Source organism: Xylophilus sp. (assembly GCA_009914555.1).
Taxonomy (GTDB): Bacteria; Pseudomonadota; Gammaproteobacteria; order Burkholderiales; family Burkholderiaceae_C; genus WNDY01.
Genome location: WNDY01000002.1, coordinates 1 through 22,533 on the forward strand (window position 1 = coordinate 1; position 22,533 = coordinate 22,533).

Genomic DNA, 22,533 nt, shown 5'->3' on the forward strand with positions numbered 1-22,533 from the left:
ACCCTGAATGTGCCTTCGTGCGCTTTCATCGTTGCGTACTTCACTTGGGCTGTTTGGCGAAGTACGCCGCCGCTTTTTTTAGGAAAGCGTTCTCCTCCTCCAGCCGCGCCACTTCACGTTTGAGCCGCGCATGTTCGGCCAACTCCAAGCGTTGTGCCTGATCGTCCTGGTCGTGCCGCCGCGCCTGGGCGCGCCAACTGTACAGCTGGGCAGGCTGCAACCCCAGATCACGAGCCACCGTGGTTACCCCTTCTGTGGCCGCTCGCAACAGTGCCTGCTGCCTGAACTCCAGGCTGAACTCCTGCCCCTTTCTGCCTGCCTTGCTCTTGGTCATCGTCCACCTCCTATTGCGATAGTTAATCGCTTATAGGGGTGTCCGTGAAACGGGGGCAAGATCAATCAGCCATGCCCAAGGCTGACGGATGGAGAGGGCCTTCATGGTCAGCCCTCTTTGCCGACCTGCTGCTGGGCCTCGATCTGTGCGCGGCGCGTGTCGTAGTGCTCGCGGCAGCAGAAACCTTGCCCCATCCAGAGGCTGTTCGACGGCCTGCCGCAGCAGCAGGCTGGGAACGGGTCGGAGCGGTTGGCATCGAAGTACGCCTGCGCCTCCTTGCCGTAGGGTTCGTCTTCGTCGGGGATGAGGCCGGGGCCGACGAGGCCGTTGTGGATCCAGTTCATGGCTTCTTTGGCTCCCTTGCCGTGCTGCCATTCAATCCACGCGGCCTGCTGGGCCACCGTCATGTCGTGGATGATCTTGCCCAGGTCGTTGAGGGTGCGCTTCAGGCGCGTGACTTCATCGCCTTCCGCAGGTTGCGCCGGATGTTTCGGCCAGCCTGGCAGACTGGTGGCCACGGCACCGCCGGCGGTCGCATACCACTCGATCATTTCCGCCACGCGGCGCACGGCGCGCTTGTCCTCTTCCTGCTCGTCGCGGGTCTGTGGGAACATCGCACCGCGTCGCGCGGCCTCGTCGCCCACGGCGCGGATGGCGGAGACGATGCCCTGGTAGGCCACCGGCGCGCCGGGCTCCTGTTCGCCTTCGGGCTTCAGCAGCGTGGGCAGCGCGCAGACCAGCAGGAAGCGCCACACGCTGCGCCAGTCGTCGAAGCCGACTTCGGCACGCACCTTGTGGTACTGGTTGTTGTAGGCTTCGTGGCAGGCTTTCTCGTCATTGGCGAGGGCTTCGCAGCGTTGTGCGAAGGCAGGCTTGTTCTGTTCCATTGGGGTGTCCCTATCGTTTTTCGGTTGCAATCCTGGGGAACTGCATCGGCAGGATGTCGCCCGGCATCGTGCGTCCGTCCAGGTCGGTGTCGATCACGACGGCGCCGCATTTCGCGCACCACCGGACGACGGTGTAGGCGTCGGGGGCCATGCTGTACGGTTGCCGCCCGACTTCGCGCAGGTCATGCGCGCCACGGTCGAATGCGCAGGCCATAGCTATTCCGGCGCCACGCAGATGTGCTTGCCGTTCTTGTTTAGGCGCGGCGTGATTCCGCCGCCCGGCGAAACAAGGTATTGGCAGCCGGTCAGCGCGTCCGTGACGGGCTTGACGCCGCTGCGGCCGCCGCCCCATGAACCCTTGTCAGTGTCGTCGCGTCCGATGGGCGTGAGGGAAATGGCCCACGAAAAAACGAGGCCGACGATGAAAAGCCAGGACAGCCAGAGGGCGAATTGCTTGAGTGTTGCGAGTTCCATGTGCGGGGCTCCTTTCCCGCCCAGGCTTGCGCCCAGGCGGGGCGCTGGTGGTTACGGCTTGCCGGAGACGACAGGGAAGCCGGTCGCTTCCTTGATGCGGCCCAGCTCGTCGGTGACGGCGGTCTTGAACACGCGGTCGGGGCGGATGAGCTCGTACCAGAAGGTCAGCTTGCCGTCCTTCTCGCGGTACTTCAGGCGCGCTTCCAGCGGGTAGGCGCTGGTGCTGCCGTCGAACACCGGCAGGCCCAGGGTGAAACGCTCGAACGCCTGCATGGTCGTCCGGGTTTCCTGCGTCGAATCATCGACGAACTCGAACTGCACGCCGCCGTCTTGCAGATTGACCTTGCTGCGCAGCTTCTTGTCGGAGTTGGCCTCGAAGCCCAGCGCCATCTTCAGGATGTCGGCGCCGGACGGCATACCGGCCACGCTGGCGATGTCGGACAGGTTTTTTTCCAGCCAGGCCGCGAAGTCGATCTGGCTGAAGTGCTGCTTGTTGCGGGACAGCCAGCGTTTCCACTCCACGGCCTGCGCGGGCTGGAACTTGCACTGGTGGTCACGCCACTGGGCCGCGCCGGCGTCGGTGCCGTGGTCGTTGAGCACGCCGATCAGGTTGAAGCGGCTGGCCTCGGCGTCGATGTCCGCGAAGATGGTGGTGGTGTCGGTGGCGCCGTGCTTCTTCGTGTAGTGGATGAAGCTGTCGGTGTCGGTGATCGTGACCTCGGCGCGCTTGCGCGTGGGCACGGGCAGCAGGATTTCCAGGTCGTGGACTTTGTAGCCATCGGGCACGGCCACGAAGGGGATACCGCCGTGGCTGGTCACGGGCTGCACGCTGGCAGCGCCGGCGGCGAGCGCGGTCTGGATGTTGTCGGTGGTTTGTTCCATGAGGAATAGGCTCCTTGGTTGCGGGTGGTGGGACTACTGGACGGCCTTCAGCTCGCGCACCGGGTCGGGTGCGCCGGACTTGAGGTCGAGCTTGGTTTGGCGCGGGTCTTCGCCAATGAGGTTGCCTTCGGGCGTCGCCCAGAGCAGCGATTCGGGCGGCAGGCCCTTGGGCTTGGTGATGCTCACGTCCGCCTTGACCGCCATCGCGCCGGCGGTGGAGGGCTTGACGGCAATCTTCAGCGTCAGCGTGCCGGCCTTCTGATGCGAGGCGACGGCGTTGATGAGTTCGCTGAACTTCGCGCCCGCCACGTCCATGATGGGCAGCAGGTCGCCGTCCTCGGTTTCGAGGCGGACGGACGCGAGGTTTTCGTTAAGCGGCTTCGACATTTCGGGATTTCCTTTCAGGTTGGTGGGTGAAGCGGGCTACGCGGCCAAAGCCACGGCGTCCGCCGGGGCCTGGATGTCCGTGGCGTCCAAGATGTCGATGCCGACGCGGTGGGCGACGTGCATTTCCAGATGGGCACCTTCGGATTTCTGCCAGCCGGGCAACATGGCGATAGCGTCGCAGCCCAGCAGTTCGAGCAAATCGACCCGCAGGCAGTCCTTCCAGCCCTTGCCGGGGTCGGGGTTGAGGTCGGCGGGATTCACCACGTCGTAGCCCAGCGCGCGCAGGCGCGCAGCCTCGGCGTGGAAGGCCGGGAAGTTGTGCTCGGGCAGGCCGGACATCGGGCCGCTGATGTAGATGCGGCGCTTCTTCGGCTTGCTGTGCTCGATGGCCTTGTTGGGGTCAGCGGTACGCCAGTCGGGCCAGTCGCGGGCCTCGTTCTTGGCCTGCTTCGCAACCAGCGTGCGGATGATGACTTTCGGCGATGCGCCGGCGCGCCATGCGCCATCGAGGGCCAGAATCACCACGTCGATCCACTCTTCGATGTCGTCCGGCTTGCTGCCGATTTCGCGCAGCTCCTTATTGATGTGGTCGATCACGCCCTGGGTGCGGCGGCCCGGCCCGAAGGTCTTGCGCGAGAACTCGGCCTGGCGCTCCAAGTGCGCGTAGAAGTCGAAGGGCTTGCCGCCACGGCGCGGATACATGGCGTCGGGCATGGCACGCCCGAACAGGGCGTAGGGGCCGTCCTCGGTGTCGTAGATTTCCAGCAGCATCCAGCCGTCGCCATCGGGCGGCGTGGGCGTCCAGTAACTGCAATCCGGGTCGCCGGAATCGAAGTAGCGTTCCGAAACGTCGTGGGGCGCATCGGATTCCATGCCGACGAAGGCCGATTCGATGCCGAACACGGCCAGCAGGTCGTCGTAGCGCACGCCCTCGTCGCAGGCTGGCAGATCGGGGTGGGTGAGGCGGCCGTTTTCATCGCGCACAATGGCACGCGGCGCCAGCAGCTTTTCGCGCAGGTCTTGCAGGTCTGGGCAAGTGGATTTGCTCACGGGCAGTCCTTTCTTGGGGATAGTGATGTGGCCCCGCGTTCGTCCAGCTCCCGCCTCATGCGCGCCCAGGTGTCCGGGTGCATGATGAGAAAGTTGCCGACGAGCATTGCGTGGGGGTCGGGGATTTGCGGGATGACGGTTCGGGTTGCTCGCCACGGCTTCCACGGGCGCGAGAACAGGCGTTCCCGCCACGCGCGGCGAACCTTGACCGGCGGGCCGGCCACGGTGAGCAAGGGGTTTGTCCGCACCTGCATCCCAATGAGGGAGCCGGGCGGGTAGTTCATGGCTGCGGTGCTGCGCCCATGAAGTCGAAAAGGGCGATCAGTTCCGCGAACTCGCTTTGGCCGCCACCGCCTGGGTTGAGAAGCCCCGTGTCGTTCACGCTGGCAGGGTCGATGAAGCAACTGTCGGCGATCAGCCTGCGCAACTTGGCTTGCTCCCTGCTGCCAGAATCAAGCCGTTCGATATAGGCTTTGGCCTCTTGCCAGTCGCGCTCTTCCATCTGGAATCGGTTGCTCCGGCGCCATGCGAACCCGCCAAGTTCATAGGCCAGATAATCGGGCTCGGAGCTCCATGCACCTTCCAGCAGCGCCCCGGTGATGTCGCAGGTGTAGAGCGCGTAGCTGTCCTCTTTCCCGAAGTAGATGCGCCCATCGTCGGAATATCGGTCGTATCCCAGTTCTTCGAGCTTCTTGTCCAGGGCGGAGGAAGATAGCGTCATTGATTCGACGCTTCCCTTGTCGCCCTCGATTTCCAGCCAGTAGGCGTCTTCGAGCGGCTTGACGCATTGCCTTTTGATGAAGGCGATACGGCCCTTCAGCGATTTCGGCGGCTGCTTTCCCCACGCTTTCACGGGATCCGGCAGCGGTGCTGGCGGAAAAGCCTTGTTGTACGCCTCGATGCCAGCGTCCGTGAGCGAGTAGCCGAAGCACTTGAAAACGGGGTCATGGCGCTGAAGCAGGCCGGCATCGGCCATGCGTTCGGCTTCCTCCCAGTCCTTCTCGTCCAGCAGCATCGGGGCGCCGAAGTTCATCATGCTGGTGACAACCTGGCTAAGGATTCCGGTGCTGTCCCCGCTCATGCTTCGCCCCTTTCCTCGCTATCGGTGGCCACCAGCGGAACCGAATCGACGATGCCCAGGATTTCGTTCAGGGCGTCGTACTTGCTGATGCCGTTCGGTTCCAGGTAGCGGTGCAGGACGCCAAGCACCTTGCGCAGCGCCTGCTTGGCCTGTTCGCCATCGGCAGTCGGCGGCGAGCTGCGGCTCACCAGGTAGGGCGCGGCGGCCAGCAGGCCCGCTTCCGTGCTGATGGACGGGGCGATCAGCCGGCCAGCGGCGGCGTGCCGCTCTGCGCATTGAGCCTCGGCAATTTGGAAGGCGTCGGTGGCGCGCTCCATGCGCGGGCTGCCGGCTAGGGTGATGCGCTCGCCGCGCTCCCAGAGGAACATGCAGAAGTTCGCCACGTCGCGCGGGTCGCCCTTCCAGAGGTGGCCCACCAGCATGTCGGTCAGTTCGTCGCCGGACACTTCCGCCTTGTCCTCCCAGCCGCCGCGCCCCTTCGCGCGAGCCACGGCCAGCTTGTCCTTCAGCACGACGGCGAAGCGATCCACGGCCTCGTCGTCGGGGTGAATGGCTTGGGCGTGCTCTTCGCTGTGCCCGAGTTCGCCGCACGGCTCCCAGCACTGAGAGCGGTTCGTACAGGCGTGCTCGCCCATGTGAGCGCCGTCGGGGCAGACCGCCGGCGCAGCTTGTTGAACGGTGCTCATGGACTTCCCCTATGCGGCCATGCTGTCGGCGATGCGCTGGCTGGCGGCTTCGAGGTCGATTTCGAGCAGCCAGGACACCACGACGGATTCATGGACACGGAAGTGCAGCGCCAGCGCGTCGATGATTTCGTCGTCGCTGGGGCGGCTCTTGCTGGTGGGCGCCGGGCTGGCGCGGGATACCGACGGCGCGGCGGAAGGCCGGGCCGTGGTGGTGGTTTTGGCCGTGGCCTGGGGCGCCGGGTCGGTCAGCGGAACGGCGGGCGTGGCGGCCTGCTGTTCGGCGCGCAGCTTCGCTTCGGCTTCGGCCTTCGCCTTGGCCTCTTCCTCCTGCCGGATGCGCGCGCGCTCGGTTTCCAGTCGTTCGGCCTCGGCTTTCTTGTGCGCGTCGATGCGCGCCGTTACCGCCAGCTTGAAGTCGTCGAACGGCTTGGCCGCGAGCTGTTGCAAGTCGGCCAGCAGCGCTCGGTATTCGGCGGCGTTGGCCTCGATCCAGCCCAGCTTCGTGCGCAGGTCGGCGGCCTGTTGCTCGGCGGCGATCTTGCCGTTCGCCAGGGCCGTATCCAGCTTGTCCTGCATACTTTCCAGCGTCTTCAGGCCCTTGATGACGCCCGCGAAGTCCGGCGTGGAAACGTCCATACGCAGGCCGGTAATTTCGCGCTGAAGCTCGGCGACGTGCGCGACGAATGCCTTGCGGGCCGTCTCCACCTTCTCCGCGCGCCGGCGCGTCTTTTCGCTTTCCAGCAGCTTTTCGGCCATGAGGCGGTTGTCGCGCGTCAGCTTGTAGAGCATGTCCTTCTGACGCTTGGCTTCATCGACGGTCTGGATTTGCGCCAGCATCATCGTCTCGGCGGAGTTCAGTGCGTCCTCGGCCTTCTTCAGCGCCTTGATTTGCGCGTCCAGGTCGATGAAGTCCTTGTCGGTTTCCGGCTCACGGATGAGGCGGTTTTCGAGGAAGTCGCGCAAGGCGGCCTCGAACACCTTGAAGTTGTCGCGCACCGTGATTTCACCGCTGATCTGCACAGCCACCGTCGGCAGCGCCTGCACGACCTCGGCGACGATGACCGGCTTCGCCTCGGGCAGCACGTAGTCGGCAAGGTCGCGGTCGAACTGCGCCCAGCCCGCCTCGATGCGAACGAACCAGGCGGGATCCGGCAGCACTTCGACATGCACGCAATTCTCCGGCGTGCCGTCGGACACGGTGAAGATGACGCGCTTGGCACCCGTCACCAGCATGATTTGCTGGCACTGGGGCATGTGCTCTTCGGGCAACACGCCGGCGGCCACGGAAGCGGCCAGTTCGGCGGCCCATTGCTTGTGCTCGAAGGCGGTGTCGTAGCCCATCGCCAGGCCGTCGCACGACGCCGACAGAATGCCGCCGGTGTCCTCGTTCGAGCACGTCACCGGGTAGAGGTCTTCGCCGATCAGGTCTTCGATGATGGGCCGCGCCATCGCTTCGACTTCATGGCCGTAGTCGAGGATGTTCACCTGCACCCAGTCGCTGAACTCCTTGGACGTGCCGGTGTGCTTTATGCGCAGCAGTTCGGAGCGCGTCGTTTTCTTCGACAGGCCCAGCATCGCGGCGGCCTCGCTGGCGCCGTGGTGGGTCAGGCGGAAGGCTTGCCACTCGGGGCTGCCCTGAACCAGGTCATGGATTTTCATTCTTAGGCACCTCCGGCACTGGCCCATCCCGCAATCTCCATCTTCATGTCGGGCGTGAGCAGTTCTTTCGTTTCGATCATGGCGATGAGGTCATTCACCGGCTTGCCGGCTTCGACCTGCTTCTTCCAGCCCGGCGACTTCTTGGCGAAGTTCTCGGGGCTGCACGTCGGCAGGGTCTTCCCGCCGCCCTTGCCCGCGCCGCCGGTGTTGCCAGCACCAGCACCCTTGCCAGCCTGTTCGGCCTTGTTCTCCATGACGCTCTTCCACGAGGATTCGCCGTCGCGGATGGCACCGTAGATGCCCCGCAGATTCACCAGCTCGGCGGGCGAGCAGGTGTCCAGCGTGTGGCCCAGGTATTCGGTCAGGTCGGCGGCCTTGACGCCGATTTCGTTGAAGGCGTCGGCGATGCGCTTGCGTTCGGCGTCGGGGTCGCGCGCGGCCTCGTCGAGGCGGATGGCCTTGATGATTCCCTCGGCCTCGTCCTGCATGTCGCCAGGGATGATGCGCAGGCCCAGCGTGCGGATGGCCTTGGAGATTTGCGCGGCGCGCTTGTTCAGCAGGTCGTCGTCGGTGGCTGGCACCGTATAGACGTTGCGGTTGTAGCTGTTCTTGCGCACGCTGATGTAGCTGCCGTCGTCGGCGGGCTTCGAGCGTTCGACGGTCTTGGTCACGCGCACGTCGAGCGGGTAGGTGAGGTTGGATTCCAGGTCGGTCACGCTGACGCGGTGGATTTCCTTGCTCTCGTCCTCGAAGATCATGGTGGTTTCAACCAGGACGTTCGTCATGCAGCGCAGCGCGACTTCGACGAAGCGGATCCCCAGACCTTCCACGCCGTCGCCGATGGGCTTGCGGTAGTAGGCGCTCTTGTTGTGCGCGAAGCTGGGGCGGCGGCACTCCTTGAGCAGGTCTTGGCGCACCTGATCCCAGTTGCGCGGGCGGCGCAGCGCCATGACGTAGCGCGCTTCGACGACAGCCTTTGCTTGGGCGGCCACGTAGGCGGACGCGGTTTCGGTAGTGGCGAGCGTGACGGCGGAACCGCCGAACTCTTGACGGGCAGCGAGCGCGCCGCCCTGTTGCATGTTGTCCATGTGTTTTCCTTGATGATGGGATGGATGGGCGGCGGTTACAGCGTGACCTTGGCGAGACGCCAGGACTTGCGGATGCCGTACCCGCGTTTGAGGTAGTAGTGAAAATCGGCCAGCAGCTTCAGCGTCTTCTTCATCGGGCCGGCTCCACGCTGATCTTGGAAATGCCGAACCGTTCGAGCGCGTCGATGGCGGCGTCGCAGGTGCTGGTGAAGAGCGCGGCGTAGCGGAAGCGTGCGCCCGTGGTCGTCGTCACCTTGACCTGGCACTTGATGGGCGGCTTAGGCGTGCGAAGTCGCCCGCCAAGGCCGCAGCCTGCGGTGTGCTCATGGCTTTCCCTTTCAGATGGTTCCGAACGGATGCAGGCACCGCTTGGCGTCGATGTACGCCTGCTGGGCCTGCAATGGGTCGGAGAAGTGGCCCAGGAATTGACGCTCCCGGTTCAGCGTGATGTGGGCGCGGAACGTGCCCTCGCGCCGGCCTTGGCTGACGCCTATCAGGCCGGTGCTACTGTGCCGCGCTGCCCGGCGGCGGTTCTGCTGGTTCTCGGTATTCGAGAGCTCGCGCAAGTTGCCGATGCGGTTGTCGTCGCGCCTGCCGTTGATGTGATCGACCAGCTTTTCCGGCCAGACCCCATACATGTAGAGCCACGCGAGACGGTGCGCGTTGTAGTCCTTGCCCGCAATGCGGATGCGGACGTAGCCGTTTCGCATCGTTCCTGCCGGGCTTCCGGCGGGAGCGCGGTTCGACTGGGGAACGCGCCAGGTGAAGACGCCGGTGTAGGGGTCATAGTGCAGAAGGAGCCGAAGCACTTCCGCCGTGATCGCCAGAGTGCCATTTTTCGCGCCGCGAAAAAACCGGGCAGCCTGCTCGGCAGGCTCGCCCGGATACATGACACATGCCGACATGACCCATTACACCTTTGCGAGGCGACCGCCGACATGCGTGCCGACGTACGCCGCGGGACCGTTGACGCGCAGGCAGAAGAGCCCGCCGCTCGCGCCGTGGCCCCACCCGCCGCCGTGGTACGCCACGCCGCCAGACCAGAACCACGAGTAGTTGCCGTAGGCCGCGTCTTCTTGCTCGTCGCGGGTCTTCTTGGGCATGAACACCGCGCCCAGGTCGAAGCCCTCGCCAACGTTGCGCAGGCGCTTATGGATCCAGCCATGCTCCGGCGCTTCGATGCCGGTGTTGAGCAGGTTGCGGTGGCCGTCCTTGTCCCAGATGAGGAACTCGCGGTTCGCTCCGGTCTGCAAGCCGTCCAGCATCTGCCAGACGTTGCCCCAGAGGCCCGTGATGCCACGGTAGGCCGCCTGTACCACCTCGGCGTCATCGACCTTGCGCACGCCGTTCCCGTCGGTATAACCCTCGCCAAGGATGGACTTGACGTTGGGCGTGCCGCACTCGATCAGGGCCCGCGCCTGGATGGCCGCGAGCTGGTAGATGCTCCACAACATCCAGCCCTCGCCGCGCGCGGCGGCGCGCGCCTGCATGGTGGGGAAGTCGATGCGCGCCAGCGGCATCAGGCCGGCTTGCGAGCCCAGCTTGCCGTCGCCGTCCGGCGTGCCCTGGTACTTGCCCAGCCAGTATTGCGCGAGGTCGGTGCCGTTGTTGCGGAAGGCCGGATGCAGCGCGTAGCCTTCGGCGGGTTCGTCGCTCACCCAGAGCGCCTTCTTGCCCAGCAGCGGGCCGTCGCGCACGATGTCGGAGCGGTAGTAGAAGGCCGGCACGCGCACCATGCTCTGGCCGTCGATTTCCTCGTCGGCGATGCCGGCGAAGGTCGGGTGGTTGCTGAAGAAGCTGGCGTCCGGGGTGATGATGGCGCCGCTGTTGTCGATGCGCGTCCAGGGCGCGTGCTTTTTGCCGAAGACGATGCCGATTTGGCTCATGTTGATGTCCTTTGCGTTGATGGGGTGCTTGATGGGCGGGGCGGGGTTCCGGCTTTCACCATGTCCGGCATGGGCCTGTGCGCGTTCAGGCTCGCGTCCTACTCGCTGCGTCTGGCTGCGCACGACCGCCGAAGCAATCCCAGGCCAGCATCCGCTTTCGTTCCGGTTTCCACGACCTCCGGCTGGTCGAACAGACGTGCGCCCGGTTTGATTCCCAGTCCAGCCTGTCAGTGGGGTCGGAAGGTGGTAGCGGCGGCTGGAATCGAACCAGCGACCTCCGGCTTATGAAGCCGGCGAGCTGCCAACTGCTCTACGCCGCAATTCGGTCAATTGAGCCCGGTTTCGGGCGGCGCGGTGCGCACGATGCGCGCCGCTTCCTCGAAGGCTTTTGCAAGCTGTTCCCGGCGCGCCGGCGACTTGGGCAGCCAGAACGTCACGGCGCTGCGGTCATCGTCCTGCGGCGGGTGGTGCAGCCTGTCGCTGCTGTGCAAGATGAACTGGACGGCGTGGTAAGTGATGCCGGTGTTGCTCGGCTTTTCGACGCGCAGCACTTCGTCGGTCAGTTCCTGGCTGTAGATGTTGATGCGCATGTCCTACCCCTATGCTGTGCGATGGAAGCGCCCGGTGAAGGCGTAGCGGAAGTGCGCGCGGGCGCTGGTATTGCCGACGGTGCGCTGGCGGAAGGTGCGGTCGTCGTACTGACCGCCTTTCGCCATCCAGCCAAAGGCGATGCCAAGGTGCAGCGCGCGATCACGCCAGCCGCGCCCGCTGTTCTTGCGGAAGCCGCCAAGGATCCCAGGCGGGGTCGGGCCATCGACGGCCCAGCCGGTGCCGGCCAGGGCGATGCGACGGAAGAAGCGTTCGATGCGTTTCATCATGGCTTTGCTCCGGTGGTTGATGAGGTTGATGGCGGTCGGGCTACCTGCACCATTTGCAAGCGCGCTTGTCTCGGCCTGGCTGGCAGGCGTCATCGGAGCTCGTCCGCCGCCTGCCCGTCCTCACGGGTAGGGGATTCGGTCATGCGATCGCCATCAAGGGGCGCCCCGGAGACGGGCTCCAACTTGCCCGTGGGTGCTTCGCTCTGGGGTTGGTCGGCGCTGGATTTGCCCAGGGCGCCTCTTGATGGCCCCGGCGATTGCCGGGACGCATGGGATTACGCGGTGGCGGTTTCCTCACTGGCGGGCGGCTCGGCCACGCGCAGGTACGGGTGCTTCTCGGTTTCCTTCTTGATGTGCTGGCTGAAGTGCGTGCCCAGCGATTCGGCGCTGTCGAAGGTGGCGAAGTCTTCGGGGGTGAAGTTCGCGTAGTGGTACAGCGCGCCCTGGCTGCCGTCGCCGCGCTTGAAGCGGATGGCGAGGGTGTTGGTTTCAGCGTTGTGGCCGATCTCGGCGATGCGCGAGGATTCGACCGCCTTCATGGCGATGGGGCTGGCGTCAATTTGCATGGTTGGCCTTTCGGTTGTGGTTGAGGGGAGCATCAGCACCGGCGACTGGGTGCAATCGGCGGTGGTGATGGCCCTGTTTCCAGGGCATCACTCCGGACAGACGCTGGGCCTGGCCGGTTGCGGCATTGATGCGACGTAGTGCGCGCGCCGCGCCCCTGCTGTGCCCGCTGTCACGGGCGTCTCGCCCCGACTTCGCGGGGCCTGGTTGCAAGGGGCTTCTACTTCTGCCCGTCGTTACCTGCGCCACGGACGGGTGGGCGTTCGCAGTTCGCAAATAGCGAACGTGCAAACCGAATCTATGGTTTCAACGCAGCCCCACGGGCCACTCCCCCAGGGAGATTCGGGTTTCGCGCACTTTTGCTTCTGCCGTGCGCGCCACGGGGCAGGAGGTTGTCGCCGCGCCCTCTTGCGAAGGGGCCTCGCCTCTGTTCATCCACCAAGTTTTTAAGGAGCACCGCGCTCTGCATTTGCCTGCTGTTGCGCGCTTAAGTAAGGCGAATGATAGCACCGTGCTTTTCTTTGTCAATAGCACCGTGCTAAATTTTTCGACAAAAGAAAACCCGGCCAAATGGCCGGGCTTCTGGGCGGTGCGGGGGGGGGGAGGGGCGGCTATCTCATGCCGGCGCCCTGTAGGCCGGTCAGCATGGCGGGTACACCTGGCCGCAGGGTTTCATCGGACAGGGATTGCAGCACGTCGGGATTCAAGCCGGACAGGTCGGATATGCGCGCGCGGATGGCGTCGCCGGCGTACTGCGGGCTCGGGCCGCGCCGCTGCTTGCGTGCAAAGGATGCCTCGATCAGGCCGCCGGACATTGCCGCCGTGGCGCAGGCAGCCACCACGTTTTTGTCGGCGCGCTTGGTCTTCGATGCGTCGTCCCAGCACTTCATTTCGTCGGCGAACATTTGGGGCACGCCACCCTCGGCGTAGGCTTGGAACATCATCCCGGCAATCGTCGATATTTGCTGATCGGACAGCGCGGGTGGTGCTGCCTGCGCTACGCCGGCCAGCAGCACGGCGGCAAGGAGCGTGGTGCGAAGCATGGTCATGGTGCGATTCCTTTCTGTTCTTTCTTGGCCTGATACTCTGCCATCTTCTCAATGAGCGTGAGCTTCATTTCCATGCCCACGGCGCGTTCGGCGCGCTGCTTGGTGATGCCAAGGGCTTCCGCAATCTCGGCGATCTTCTTTCCGCTCGATTTTAATTCCTTCGCGCGCATCGGCCCTACACCGAACTCCCAGAACGTCACGGCCTGTTGCGCGATGGCCTGGGTGATGGACTCTTCCGATTCAGGCAACTCGCTCTGCGCAATAGGGCGCACGAAGTCGGCGCGTAGCTCGCGGTTTCGCGCTACGACACCGAAGCCACCGGCACTCGCCGCAATGACTGCGACGCGGTTGATGTCGTGCATGGTGGATGGTGGAGGAAGCATCGCCGGTTCTTCTTCCTCGTGCTCTTCGCCCTCATCCTCAAATACTGCCGTAGGGCTGATGCCGACGCATAGCCATGTGTCGGAGCCTTCCAGTTTCACCTTGACCTCGAACCCATCGAGCAAGGCACGGTCGTCGTGCTGGGCTGTATGCTTCTCCAACACGCAGATGGTGGCCGGCCCGTACAGCGCCTTGTGCGCCTCAAGGTTTGGGTCGTTCAGGAAGACATGGGATCCGCCGCGCAGCTTTCCTTCGACGCAAGGGATGCTCAGCTTGGCTACCTGGGCGGTGATGCGCGCCAAACCAGTTTCCACGACACGCTCGCGGTGTGCCGGCTCGATGCTGCACAGGTCGTCTGGCGCGCCCTCGTTGATGTGATAGAAGCCCAGCATGAAGCGCAGGATGGTTTCTATGTCATCGGTGGCGACTTCGATTTTTTCTTGCACTACGTTCCCCTCGACCAGACTAGCGTCAGCTTAGGCGGCGGGTTTCTTTTTTCTCTCGGCGCTGAAACTGTCGGCAGCTTCCTTCGTCATTCCAACGAGGAACTTAACTGCCGACGGATCCAGCCACGGCGGCGCGCTGCCGATGTTGAGGACGGCATTGACCAGCTCTCGGCGCACCTCGTCCGCGCGCTCGTAGGCCGCCCAAGGCCCTTGCGCATCACCGGCCTGAGCCGCTTCTTTCGGCTCGTGATCGAGGGTTCCGCGCTCCATCCCTAATTTTTCTTCGATTTCGCGCGCGAGGTCGCTGCCCATGCTCCTGACCTTCCCAGTCCGGGTATTGGGTGCTTTGTTCTTGATTTGGGTGAGGGTCGCGTCCGTGCGAGTGCGGCCCAGCGCGGCGTTCAGGTCGGCCACCGTGCCGTGCGTTTCAACCAGCCGCAAGAGCCAAGCGTGACGCACCTCTTCTATTGTTCTCATACCCTCTATTCCATAGCACCCTGCTAATTATTGAAAGACGCACGGTGCTATTGCTTTTGTTTAGCACCGTGCTATTATTCGCAGCATGAACCTGCGAACCTACATCGATCGGCAACGCGGACGGGCTGCCGCCCTTGGGCGGGCGCTCGAAGTTGCGCCCGTGCTCATTTCCCAGTGGGCGAACAACACCCGCCCCATTCCCGCCGAACGCTGCCCGACCATCGAGAAGGCCACGGGTGGCGCCGTGACGTGCGAAGAGCTGCGCCCCGACGTGGATTGGGCCTACCTGCGCGGCTCTGGCGCTGCTGCAAATAACGAGACGACTGGAAGCGAGGCTGCGGCATGACGGGTTTCCTTTCTTTCGACGAAGCCAGTTTCCACCACCGCCAAGCGCGGGACTAGACGAAAAAAAGGAGACGTTCGCCAATGCGCCGCCCCATCAAACAAGCCCACCGCGCCCTGTTTCTGGCCCTTCAGGCCGACGCCAAGGAATACCCTGGCGGCGTCCGTGCCATCGCCGAAACAATGGGCATAAACGGCAACACCCTCGCTAACGGCATCAACCCCGACCACGAGGCCCCGCCGCCGTCCTTCAGCGTCATCCTCGAAATCGTCGTTGTGGCCCAAGCCAAGCGCGCCATCTTCGCGCTGGCCCACCTCGTCGGGCAGGTTCCTATGGACTTCGAGCTGGAAGCCCGGCCGCCTGCCGAGGCCGTCAAGCTGTTTCTGTCCCTGGTGAAGGCGTCGTCCGAACTGTTCGGTGCCGGATCCGAGGCCGCGATGGATGGCCGCTTCGACGGCGACGAGCGCCGCACGCTGGAACCGCTGCTGCTGGCGCTGATGAAGGCCAGCGGCGAGCTTCTTCAGGCCATCCGGGGGAACTGACCATGATGGCCGCCGAAACCCTGCAACGCCCCTCGCACGCCCGCCGCGCCGCTACCGCGCGCCGTCTGGGCGAGCAACAGATGCAGCTTTCCTTCGACGCCGCTACTTCCGCTGACCCCAGCTTCGGCGCGCGCGCCTACGCCTTCATCGTCTCCTACGTGCGCGAGCAGGCCGCCACGCTGGGCAGTGTGCCCGGTGAGCAGGTGACGCTTGCGGCGCGCGAGGCTGGCATTCGCCCGAAGGACGACAGGGCTTTCGGCGCCATCTATGCCAAGGCCATCCGCAACGGCGACCTCCGCGTGGCGGGCACCTGCGCGCGCGTGCGCGGGCACGGCACCGCCGGCGGACGCCTCTATGCGCCTGGCAACGGGAAGCCGTCGGAGGGCCAGGCTTGAACGTCCTCTTTGAAACCGGGGAATCCGGCGCGACCGCGACGACGCATGACTGGCTGACCCCGCCCGAACTGCTGGCGACATTGGGCGAGTTCGACCTCGATCCCTGCGCCAGCGAATACCAGCCGTGGCGCACGGCGCGTCAGCAATTCACTATCCGCGACGACGGCCTGACCCGTGAATGGGATGGCCGCGTCTGGTGCAACCCGCCCTATGGCCCGCACGCGGCCCAGTGGTTGGAACGCTGCGCTGCCCACGGGAATGCTGTCGCCCTGGTGTTTGCCCGCACTGAAACCGCCGTCTTCCAAGATCACGTTTGGCCCAAGGCCGACGCCATGCTGTTCCTGCGCGGGCGTCTGTCGTTCAGGCTTCCTGGGGGGGGGACGTGCCGGAAATTCGGGCGCACCGTCCGTTCTGATCGCCTTCGGCAAGGGCAATGCCGACATCCTCGCCACCTGCGGGCTGGCTGGCGCGTTCGTGCGTCTTGGAGGTCGTGATGCGCATTGACCCATGCTACTTCGGTGACTGCCGAGATTCCATGCGCGCGATGATCGCTGCGGGGGGGCGTAAGGTGCAAACCATCGTCACTTCGCCGCCGTACTGGGGCCTGCGCGACTACGGCAACCCGCCGGGAATCTGGGGCGGGGATCCCGCCTGCGAGCACGCCTTCGACATGGAGCGCACCGAGCATGAGCACCGCACGGGGCTTGGCCTGGCCGACCTTGGCGAGAAATACGCCGGCGGTGGGCACAAGCAAGGCCAGATCGGCAGCATCGTGGTGGAGCAAGGCACCTGCCCGAAGTGTGGAGCATGGCGCGGCGCCCTGGGTCACGAACCAACGCCGCAGCTTTTCGTCGATCACCTGGTTGAGGTGTTCTGCTACGCCCGCGACCTGCTGGCCGATGACGGCACGCTCTGGCTGAACCTGGGCGACAGCTACGCCTCGAAACCGAACGGCCCGAAGGCGAGCGCATCTTGCGCGCTGAACTCGCAGGCGCACGGGAAATGGCGCAACGAACACGGGCAGCGCAGCCGTGGCCTTGCTGGCGGCTTGAAGCACAAAGACTTGGTGGGAATTCCGTGGCGCGTCGCGCTGGCCCTTCAGGACGATGGCTGGTATCTCCGGCAGGACATCATCTGGCATAAGCCGAATCCGATGCCGGAGAGCGTCGCTGACCGCTGCACGAAGGCCCACGAATACCTGTTCCTGCTGTCCAAGTCGGACAGGTACTACTTCGACAACGAGGCCATCAAGGAACCGGCGCGCTACACCGGCCTGGCGAATCAGGACGCCAGTGGCTTCAAGAACCCGATGGACTTCAACGGCAAACACGCCAGCGCCACAGTGCGAGGTGATCGCGGCAGCAAGCGCAACAGCTTCGCGCGCGTTACCAAGGACAGCGCCGGCGAGCACGGTCAGAAGCCCCAATTCCGACCTGACCGCGAGGACGTGGATTACGCTGGGCTGCGCAACAAGCGCAGCGTCTGGACGGTTGCCACCGAGGGCTACAGCGGTGCGCACTTTGCCGTGTTCCCGCCGGCGCTCATTGAGCCGTGCATCCTGGCAGGCAGCAGGCCGGGCGACATCGTGCTTGACCCGTTCCTTGGCTCTGGCACCACGGCGCAGGTTTCTCAGGCCCTTGGTCGGCATTGGGTGGGCTGCGAACTGAACCAGGAATATTCGCCGCTCCAAGATGCGCGCACGCGCCAGCGCGGCCTGATGCTGACCGTGGAAGGGGCTTGCGATGCGTGATTACTCGAAAGTCGGCCCCCAGTTCTGGATCGGCCCCACCGGCAAGAAGCTGCGCGCAGCAGGCATGGAGGCGCAAATCGTTGCCATGTACCTGCTTACCAGCCCGCACGCCAACATGCTGGGCCTGTATTACTGCCCCGTCATGTTCATTGCGCACGAAACCGGGCTTGGGATTGAAGGGGCTAACAAGGGGCTTCAAAGGGCCATCGAAGCGGATTTTTGCCAGTACGACGAGGCATCCGAAGTGGTCTGGGTGATGGAAATGGCCTCGTACCAAGTGGGGGAGGCCCTGAAAGCCAGTGACCTGCGGGTGAAAGGAGTGCAAAACGAGTACGCATCCCTGCCAGAAAACCCTTATTTGGCGCGGTTTTACGAGAAATACAGCGATGCTTTTTGCATGTCGTCTTGCCGTGGAAACAGTAGCCCCTCTGAAGCCCCTCTGAAGCCCCTTGCAAGCCAAGAACAGGAACAGGAGAAAGAACAGAAGCAGGAACAGAAAGATAAGGGCGCTGCCGCGCCTGCACCTTCGTCCCCTGGGCCTGACGGCGAAGGTTCGCCTGCTGAACCCGGCCAGCCTGACGGTGCCGGTGCTGCTGCACCTGCTGCCGATGGCGGCAAGGGCGGCGACAAGCTGCCGCGTGCTCTGGGCGTGCGCGATCTGGTTGCCGAGGGCGTGGAGCGCCAGCACGCCGAGGACTGGCTGAAGGTGCGCACCGCCAAGCGCGCACCGCTGACCCCGACCGCATGGGATGACGTGAAGGCCGAAGCGGCCAAGGCCGGCATCACCCCCGCCGATGCCGTGAAGGTTTCCGCGACGAACTCGTGGCAGGGGTTTAAGGCGACGTGGTACGCGAAGCTTGGGCAGGAGGGCCAAGCCCATGCCGGGCGCGGTGGTTTGCCCACCAACGGCACGCATGGCGGCTACGAGAACCGCAACTACGGCCAAGGGGGTGCGCTGTGAGCACGATGACCCGCACCGGCTTTCATACCCCGCCGCTGACCCGTCCCGCCACCTGCGAGAAGCACGGCGAATACGAGGCCCGCTGCTACCTGGGCGATGTTTGGACAAGCTGCCCGACCTGCGCCGCCGAAGAACAGGCCCGCCAGCAGGCCGAGGCTGACGCCAAGGTGCGCGCTGACGCGGTTGCGCGCTGGCAACGCAAGATCGGCGAGGCCGGCATCCCCGAGCGGTTTCGTGACCGCCGCCTTGCCACCTACGCCGTGAATTTGCCAGGACAGCAGCGTGCCATTGACTTCGCAAATGCCTACGTCGCCCAATTCGGCGAGATCCGCAAGACGGGCCGCTCTGCGCTGTTCATCGGTCTGACCGGCACCGGGAAGACCCACTTGGCCGTCGGCATCGGCCTGGAGGTTATGGAGCATCACGGCGCCGCCGTGCTTTTCACCAGCGTCATGCGAGCGGTGCGACGTATCAAGGACACATGGACGCGCGATAGCCGCAAGAGCGAAAGCGAGGCCATCGCCGAGTTGGTGTTCCCTGACCTGCTGATTCTTGATGAAGTTGGTACGCAATTCGGTTCCGACACTGAACGGCTGATCCTGTTCGACATCCTGAACGAGCGGTACGAGCGCCGGCGCCCGACCATCCTCATGTCGAACTTGGCCCTGAATGACGCCGAAGAAGGCGGGCGCGTGGTGCCGGGCATCAAGTCCTATCTGGGCGAGCGGGTGTTCGACCGCCTGCGCGAGGACGGCGGCCAGTCCGTCGTCTTCGACTGGCCCAGCCATCGGAAAGGGGGCGACCATGCCTAAGCCCGGCGAGCAGCACCACAAGGCCCGGCTGTCCGACGCCAAGGTGCGCGAAATGCGCGCCATGTACCACGGCTGGCAGGCCGGCACCTGCGCGCATCGCAAGGGCTACGGCGTTCTGGGCCGCCTGTTCGGTTGCAGCCCCTGGACGGCGCGCGACATCGTGACCTACCGCACGCGGATTGGAGCCTGACCATGAGCGACGTGGTTCTGGTGAAGACCCTCAACGGCGCGCTGGCTCCGGCGGACGCGGAGGCCGCCGCCTTCGTCGAAAAGCTGAAGGCCGGCCAGGGCGTGCGCGCAACGGTGCGCAAGGCGCGCAACGTCAAGTTCCACCGCAAGGCGTTCGCCCTGTTCAAGCTGGCCTTCGAGGTCTGGGAGCCGGTCACGCCCCTGGAATACAAGGGACTGCCCGTCGCCAAGGACTTCGAGCGGTTCCGCAAGGACGTGACCATCCTGGCCGGGTTCTACAAGCCGGTTTACAACGTGCGCGGCGAGCTGCGGCTGGCAGCCGAAAGCCTGTCCTTTTCCCGCATGGACGATGAGCGGTTCGAGCAGGTGTTCCGCGCCGTGCTCACGGTGGTCTGGGCTCGAGTGCTGAAGGCTGCCGGCTACGCCAGCGAGGAAGAGGTGGAGCGCGTCGTCAATGAGCTGATGAGGTTCGACCAATGAAGCGCGCCCCGACCGCCGCTGAGAAAAGCGCGCCCCGACCGCCGCTGAGAAGCGCCATATGGGCCGCGTCGCCGCGCTTGGCTGCATCCTCTGCGATCACCTTGGCCTGGGCGCCACGCCGGCGCAGGTGCATCACATCCGCGAGGGGCAAGGGGCCAGCCAGCGCGCCAGTAACTTTCTGACCGTGCCCCTGTGCCCGGAGCACCACCAGGGCAACACCGGCCTGCATGGGCTGGGCACCAACGCCTTCGAGCGCACCTACCGGCTGTCCGAGCTGGACTTGCTCGCCATGACCATCGAACGACTGGGGGCCGGATGCCGGTAAATGCCGACGACACCGTGAAGTGCATCGACTGCGGCCACTACCGGATGAAGGATGCCGGGCAGATGGGCCGCCTGGGCTTCGGCCTCTGCGCCATGAGCCCCAGCACGTCGTCCTTCCCGTCGTCGGTGTATCCCCGCCAGTGCGCGCAGTTCCGCCTGGCCGACGAGAAGACCCTGGGCGCGCGCCGCGCGTGGCTGGAAAAACGCGGGGAGGCTGCCTGATGGCCGCGAATACCTTGCGCTGGACGGAAGAGCAGCTTGCCGCGCACCAGAAGCGCACGGCGGAGCCGGCCCGCGCCGGTATGGCCGAAGGCGGGCAGGCCGCCGCGCTCCCCGTCGCCACGGGCACCGTGCGCGAGCCCGACATGAACAAGACCGAGGCCGAGTACGCCCAGATGCTGGAAGCCCGCCGCGTGAGCGGGGAAATCCAGTGGTGGGCCTACGAAGTCATGACCCTGAAGCTGGCGGACAACACGCGCTACACGCCGGACTTCCTGGTGATGCTGGCCGACGGGGCCTTGGAGGCACATGAAACGAAGGGCGGATTCATCCGCGAAGACGGGTGGCTGAAGTTGAAGGTGGCCGCCGGCATGTTTCCGTTCCGGTTCTTCCTCTGCCAAAAGCAGGCGAAGAAGGCGGGCGGCGGCTGGACTATCAGGAGGGTGTAACGATGGCAACAGAGAAGAAAACCATGTCCCTGACCACGCGCCAAGAGCAGGCGGCGGCGGTCAAGACCATCGGTGCCCGGATGCGCGCGGCGCGGGAACTGTGCAACCTGTCCCAGAGCGCGGCAGCGCGTCGTCTGGGGTATGCGAACCCCTCGAAGCTGTCGAAGGTGGAGCTGGCGACGGATACCAACAGCGTGCCCCTGTGGCTCATCGTGCGTGCAGCGCGCGTGTATGAGGTGTCCGTGGACTTCCTCTTCGGTGCTACCGATGACTGGGAGGTGGGCGCCCGGATGACCCAAGAGCGGGAAGTGTCCGCCTGGATGTTCGACACCTTCGACAAGCTGCGCCAGCGGGACATGGAAACCCTCAAGCGCCTGCATGACCGGGTGCAGACCCTGACCGATGCCGTGGCCGTCATGCTGGCTATGTCCGAGGATGCCAGCGTCGCCCTGGCCCGGTTCGCCGAGCTCAACCCCGCGTTCGAGGAAATGCGCGCCGGTTCCCGGCTGGTGTCCGCCGTGGAGCGCGCCAGCGATTCCGCCAAGGCGGCGAAGACCAAGATGGAGCGGTTCCGCATGGAGTGCGCCGTCGCCGCCCCCCAGACCCATCAATTGAGCCTGGCGCTCTGACCTTGAAGAAGACGAGATCCGTATGGCTGCACCCCCGAAGCTCTCCCCGCAGAAGTGGACTGCCGTTCGTGCCAAGTGGGAGAACGACCCGCGCGACGGCTACACCTGGCTGGTGGCCGAAATGGAACTGCCCGTGTCCGCCCCTGCCGTGCGCAAGCGCGCGACTGCCGACGGCTGGCTGAAGAAGGCTCCGCTGCACCTGCCGGGCGAGAAACCTACGCCCGAAACCATCGAAACCAAAGCAAAGACCGGCAAGAGCGGGAAGTCGAAGGCAAAGGTTTCTGGCCGCATGGTTTCCGAGAAGGGCGAAACCATCGCCGGAGAAACCATCGAAACCTTGCCGACCACGACCATGCAGGCCGTGGAGCGCGACCCGGACGAGTTCGGAGTGTTCGCCGACCTGACCGACCAGCAAGAAATCTTCGTGCGTGAATACCTTGTGGACTGGAACGCATCGGCAGCGGCAATCAGGGCCGGATACAGTCCCAAGAGCGCGATGACGCAGGGCTGGCAGCTTCTACAAAATCCGAAGGTGAGCCAAGCCATCGTCACGCTCGCCATGGCGCGCGCCCGCAGGCTGGGAATCGACGGCGACGAGCTCATGCGCCTGTGGGCCGCCATCGTCACGTTCGACGCGAACGAAATCTCCCAGCTTCGCCGGGTCTGCTGCCCGTACTGCTGGGGCGAGGGCCATGCCCGGCAATACACCCCGTCCGGGCTGGAAGAGGCCAAGAAGAAGCATGACCGCGAGCGCGCCCGCCGGAAGAAGGCGGACAGTGCCGACGACATCGGCGAGTTCCCCGACTACACCGACGCCTGGTATGACAAGCGCAAGGCCCCGCACGAGGACTGCCCGGAGTGTCACGGCCACGGCATCGAGGAAGTGTTCTTCAACGACACCCGCAACCTGTCGCCGGCGGCGCGCCTCGTCTATTGCGGCGTCAAGGTGGGCAAGGAGGGCATTGAGGTCTTGATGCTCTCCAAGGAGAGGGCGATGGACAACCTGGCGCGCGCGCTGGGCCTGTTCAAGGAGAAGGATGTCGAGGTCAACATCAACATGGTGTCGGGCGAAGACCTCTACCGCATCTACGAGGACAAGATGCACCAGGCGCGCACGCGGCAGGCGGCAGTGCTGTCCGAGCGCGGCCTGATCGAGGACGCCACGCCGGCAGCGAGCGGCGACGAGGACGAGCAGCAGCCGCAAGAGCCGGAATCCACGGACAGCTAGGCG

General features: G+C 64.9%; 34 protein-coding genes, 1 tRNA gene and 1 pseudogene. 14 read left to right on the top strand and 22 right to left on the bottom strand.

Translation table 11 applies throughout. The features are described 5' to 3' along the window. Positions 1-40: 40 nt before the first annotated feature. The 22 genes from GAK38_RS01705 to GAK38_RS01810 all read right to left on the bottom strand — a co-directional run bounded on the left by GAK38_RS01705 (position 41) and on the right by GAK38_RS01810 (position 14,146). Positions 41-334 (bottom strand): transposase, encoded by a 294-nt coding sequence (locus tag GAK38_RS01705; RefSeq protein ID WP_291780923.1) that lies wholly within the window; start codon positions 332-334, stop codon positions 41-43. A gap of 107 nt (positions 335-441) precedes the next feature. Beyond that, positions 442-1,221 carry a hypothetical protein gene (locus tag GAK38_RS01710; protein ID WP_325340898.1) on the bottom strand — a complete coding sequence of 260 codons (780 nt, stop codon included), beginning with the start codon at positions 1,219-1,221 and terminating at the stop codon, positions 442-444. A 10-nt stretch (positions 1,222-1,231) separates the two neighbouring features. Next, positions 1,232-1,435, bottom strand: coding sequence for a hypothetical protein (locus GAK38_RS01715; RefSeq protein WP_325340899.1), 204 nt, complete (start codon positions 1,433-1,435; stop codon positions 1,232-1,234). Positions 1,436-1,437: 2 nt separating this feature from the next. Continuing rightward, on the bottom strand, positions 1,438-1,695 hold the full coding sequence (locus GAK38_RS01720) for a hypothetical protein (RefSeq protein WP_325340901.1): 258 nt from the start codon (positions 1,693-1,695) through the stop codon (positions 1,438-1,440). 51 nt (positions 1,696-1,746) lie between these two features. Beyond that, entirely contained in the window at positions 1,747-2,577 is an 831-nt protein-coding gene (locus GAK38_RS01725) for a DUF2303 family protein (RefSeq protein ID WP_325340903.1), read from the bottom strand. 33 nt (positions 2,578-2,610) lie between these two features. Beyond that, the gene (locus GAK38_RS01730; RefSeq protein WP_325340905.1) at positions 2,611-2,964 is read right to left on the bottom strand and encodes a hypothetical protein; all 354 of its coding nucleotides are present in this window, start codon (positions 2,962-2,964) and stop codon (positions 2,611-2,613) included. 36 nt (positions 2,965-3,000) lie between these two features. Next, complete coding sequence (locus tag GAK38_RS01735) at positions 3,001-4,014, bottom strand: dATP/dGTP pyrophosphohydrolase domain-containing protein (RefSeq protein WP_325340906.1); 1,014 nt, start codon at positions 4,012-4,014, stop codon at positions 3,001-3,003. Continuing rightward, a complete protein-coding gene (locus tag GAK38_RS01740; protein ID WP_084656255.1) occupies positions 4,011-4,298 on the bottom strand; it encodes a hypothetical protein in 288 nt (95 codons plus the stop codon). Before GAK38_RS01740 ends, GAK38_RS01735 begins: the two co-directional genes overlap by 4 nt. Further along, complete coding sequence (locus tag GAK38_RS01745; protein WP_325340910.1) at positions 4,295-5,095, bottom strand: hypothetical protein; 801 nt, start codon at positions 5,093-5,095, stop codon at positions 4,295-4,297. The genes GAK38_RS01740 and GAK38_RS01745 overlap by 4 nt, the downstream gene beginning before the upstream one ends. Beyond that, on the bottom strand, positions 5,092-5,781 hold the full coding sequence (locus GAK38_RS01750; RefSeq protein ID WP_325340912.1) for a hypothetical protein: 690 nt from the start codon (positions 5,779-5,781) through the stop codon (positions 5,092-5,094). The genes GAK38_RS01745 and GAK38_RS01750 overlap by 4 nt, the downstream gene beginning before the upstream one ends. A gap of 9 nt (positions 5,782-5,790) precedes the next feature. Continuing rightward, on the bottom strand, positions 5,791-7,467 hold the full coding sequence (locus GAK38_RS01755) for a YqaJ viral recombinase family protein (protein ID WP_325340914.1): 1,677 nt from the start codon (positions 7,465-7,467) through the stop codon (positions 5,791-5,793). Beyond that, positions 7,443-8,528: a hypothetical protein gene (locus GAK38_RS01760; protein ID WP_325340915.1), complete on the bottom strand. Its 1,086-nt coding sequence runs from the start codon at positions 8,526-8,528 to the stop codon at positions 7,443-7,445. Before GAK38_RS01760 ends, GAK38_RS01755 begins: the two co-directional genes overlap by 25 nt. Positions 8,529-8,658: 130 nt before the next feature. Continuing rightward, positions 8,659-8,781, bottom strand: coding sequence for a hypothetical protein (locus tag GAK38_RS01765; protein ID WP_325340917.1), 123 nt, complete (start codon positions 8,779-8,781; stop codon positions 8,659-8,661). An 85-nt stretch (positions 8,782-8,866) separates the two neighbouring features. Then, entirely contained in the window at positions 8,867-9,418 is a 552-nt protein-coding gene (locus GAK38_RS01770; protein ID WP_325340919.1) for an HNH endonuclease, read from the bottom strand. 21 nt (positions 9,419-9,439) lie between these two features. After that, entirely contained in the window at positions 9,440-10,414 is a 975-nt protein-coding gene (locus GAK38_RS01775; protein ID WP_325340921.1) for a hypothetical protein, read from the bottom strand. A gap of 244 nt (positions 10,415-10,658) precedes the next feature. Continuing rightward, positions 10,659-10,734 (bottom strand) — tRNA-Met (locus GAK38_RS01780). A 6-nt stretch (positions 10,735-10,740) separates the two neighbouring features. Further along, on the bottom strand, positions 10,741-11,004 hold the full coding sequence (locus tag GAK38_RS01785) for a hypothetical protein (protein ID WP_325340923.1): 264 nt from the start codon (positions 11,002-11,004) through the stop codon (positions 10,741-10,743). A gap of 9 nt (positions 11,005-11,013) precedes the next feature. After that, entirely contained in the window at positions 11,014-11,385 is a 372-nt protein-coding gene (locus tag GAK38_RS01790; protein ID WP_325340925.1) for a hypothetical protein, read from the bottom strand. A gap of 182 nt (positions 11,386-11,567) precedes the next feature. Beyond that, positions 11,568-11,858 carry a KTSC domain-containing protein gene (locus tag GAK38_RS01795; RefSeq protein WP_325340927.1) on the bottom strand — a complete coding sequence of 97 codons (291 nt, stop codon included), beginning with the start codon at positions 11,856-11,858 and terminating at the stop codon, positions 11,568-11,570. Between the two features lie 609 nt (positions 11,859-12,467). Beyond that, the gene (locus GAK38_RS01800; protein WP_325340929.1) at positions 12,468-12,905 is read right to left on the bottom strand and encodes a hypothetical protein; all 438 of its coding nucleotides are present in this window, start codon (positions 12,903-12,905) and stop codon (positions 12,468-12,470) included. Further along, positions 12,902-13,732 (bottom strand): hypothetical protein, encoded by an 831-nt coding sequence (locus GAK38_RS01805; protein ID WP_325340931.1) that lies wholly within the window; start codon positions 13,730-13,732, stop codon positions 12,902-12,904. Before GAK38_RS01805 ends, GAK38_RS01800 begins: the two co-directional genes overlap by 4 nt. 30 nt (positions 13,733-13,762) lie before the next feature. Next, a complete protein-coding gene (locus GAK38_RS01810) occupies positions 13,763-14,146 on the bottom strand; it encodes a hypothetical protein (protein WP_325340932.1) in 384 nt (127 codons plus the stop codon). A gap of 148 nt (positions 14,147-14,294) precedes the next feature. Between GAK38_RS01810 and GAK38_RS01815 the strand changes: the two genes are divergently transcribed. From GAK38_RS01815 to GAK38_RS01880, 14 genes and pseudogenes are all read left to right on the top strand, one after another. After that, positions 14,295-14,555, top strand: coding sequence for a transcriptional regulator (locus tag GAK38_RS01815; protein WP_325340933.1), 261 nt, complete (start codon positions 14,295-14,297; stop codon positions 14,553-14,555). 80 nt (positions 14,556-14,635) lie between these two features. After that, on the top strand, positions 14,636-15,094 hold the full coding sequence (locus GAK38_RS01820; protein WP_325340935.1) for a phage regulatory CII family protein: 459 nt from the start codon (positions 14,636-14,638) through the stop codon (positions 15,092-15,094). 2 nt (positions 15,095-15,096) lie between these two features. Then, entirely contained in the window at positions 15,097-15,489 is a 393-nt protein-coding gene (locus GAK38_RS01825) for a hypothetical protein (protein WP_325340936.1), read from the top strand. Beyond that, positions 15,486-15,983: a DNA N-6-adenine-methyltransferase gene (locus tag GAK38_RS01830; protein WP_325340937.1), complete on the top strand. Its 498-nt coding sequence runs from the start codon at positions 15,486-15,488 to the stop codon at positions 15,981-15,983. Before GAK38_RS01825 ends, GAK38_RS01830 begins: the two co-directional genes overlap by 4 nt. 41 nt (positions 15,984-16,024) lie before the next feature. Further along, entirely contained in the window at positions 16,025-17,239 is a 1,215-nt protein-coding gene (locus GAK38_RS01835) for a DNA-methyltransferase (RefSeq protein ID WP_443089142.1), read from the top strand. Next, positions 17,232-18,200 carry a hypothetical protein gene (locus tag GAK38_RS01840; protein WP_325340939.1) on the top strand — a complete coding sequence of 323 codons (969 nt, stop codon included), beginning with the start codon at positions 17,232-17,234 and terminating at the stop codon, positions 18,198-18,200. Before GAK38_RS01835 ends, GAK38_RS01840 begins: the two co-directional genes overlap by 8 nt. 5 nt (positions 18,201-18,205) lie before the next feature. Then, complete coding sequence (locus tag GAK38_RS01845) at positions 18,206-19,012, top strand: ATP-binding protein (RefSeq protein WP_325341222.1); 807 nt, start codon at positions 18,206-18,208, stop codon at positions 19,010-19,012. Further along, the gene (locus GAK38_RS01850) at positions 19,005-19,202 is read left to right on the top strand and encodes a hypothetical protein (RefSeq protein ID WP_325340940.1); all 198 of its coding nucleotides are present in this window, start codon (positions 19,005-19,007) and stop codon (positions 19,200-19,202) included. Before GAK38_RS01845 ends, GAK38_RS01850 begins: the two co-directional genes overlap by 8 nt. A gap of 2 nt (positions 19,203-19,204) precedes the next feature. Continuing rightward, positions 19,205-19,681, top strand: a complete 477-nt coding sequence (locus tag GAK38_RS01855) for a DUF1367 family protein (protein WP_325340941.1) — start codon at positions 19,205-19,207, stop codon at positions 19,679-19,681. A 46-nt stretch (positions 19,682-19,727) separates the two neighbouring features. Next, positions 19,728-20,006: pseudogene (locus tag GAK38_RS01860) on the top strand (Ref family recombination enhancement nuclease); the annotation flags it as partial. A gap of 14 nt (positions 20,007-20,020) precedes the next feature. Continuing rightward, on the top strand, positions 20,021-20,227 hold the full coding sequence (locus GAK38_RS01865; protein WP_325340942.1) for a hypothetical protein: 207 nt from the start codon (positions 20,021-20,023) through the stop codon (positions 20,225-20,227). Continuing rightward, positions 20,227-20,673: a DUF1064 domain-containing protein gene (locus GAK38_RS01870; protein ID WP_325340944.1), complete on the top strand. Its 447-nt coding sequence runs from the start codon at positions 20,227-20,229 to the stop codon at positions 20,671-20,673. Before GAK38_RS01865 ends, GAK38_RS01870 begins: the two co-directional genes overlap by 1 nt. Before the next feature lie 23 nt (positions 20,674-20,696). Further along, positions 20,697-21,302, top strand: a complete 606-nt coding sequence (locus GAK38_RS01875; protein ID WP_325340945.1) for a helix-turn-helix domain-containing protein — start codon at positions 20,697-20,699, stop codon at positions 21,300-21,302. Between the two features lie 22 nt (positions 21,303-21,324). Then, complete coding sequence (locus tag GAK38_RS01880; RefSeq protein ID WP_325340947.1) at positions 21,325-22,530, top strand: terminase small subunit; 1,206 nt, start codon at positions 21,325-21,327, stop codon at positions 22,528-22,530. The last annotated feature ends 3 nt before the right edge of the window (positions 22,531-22,533 follow it).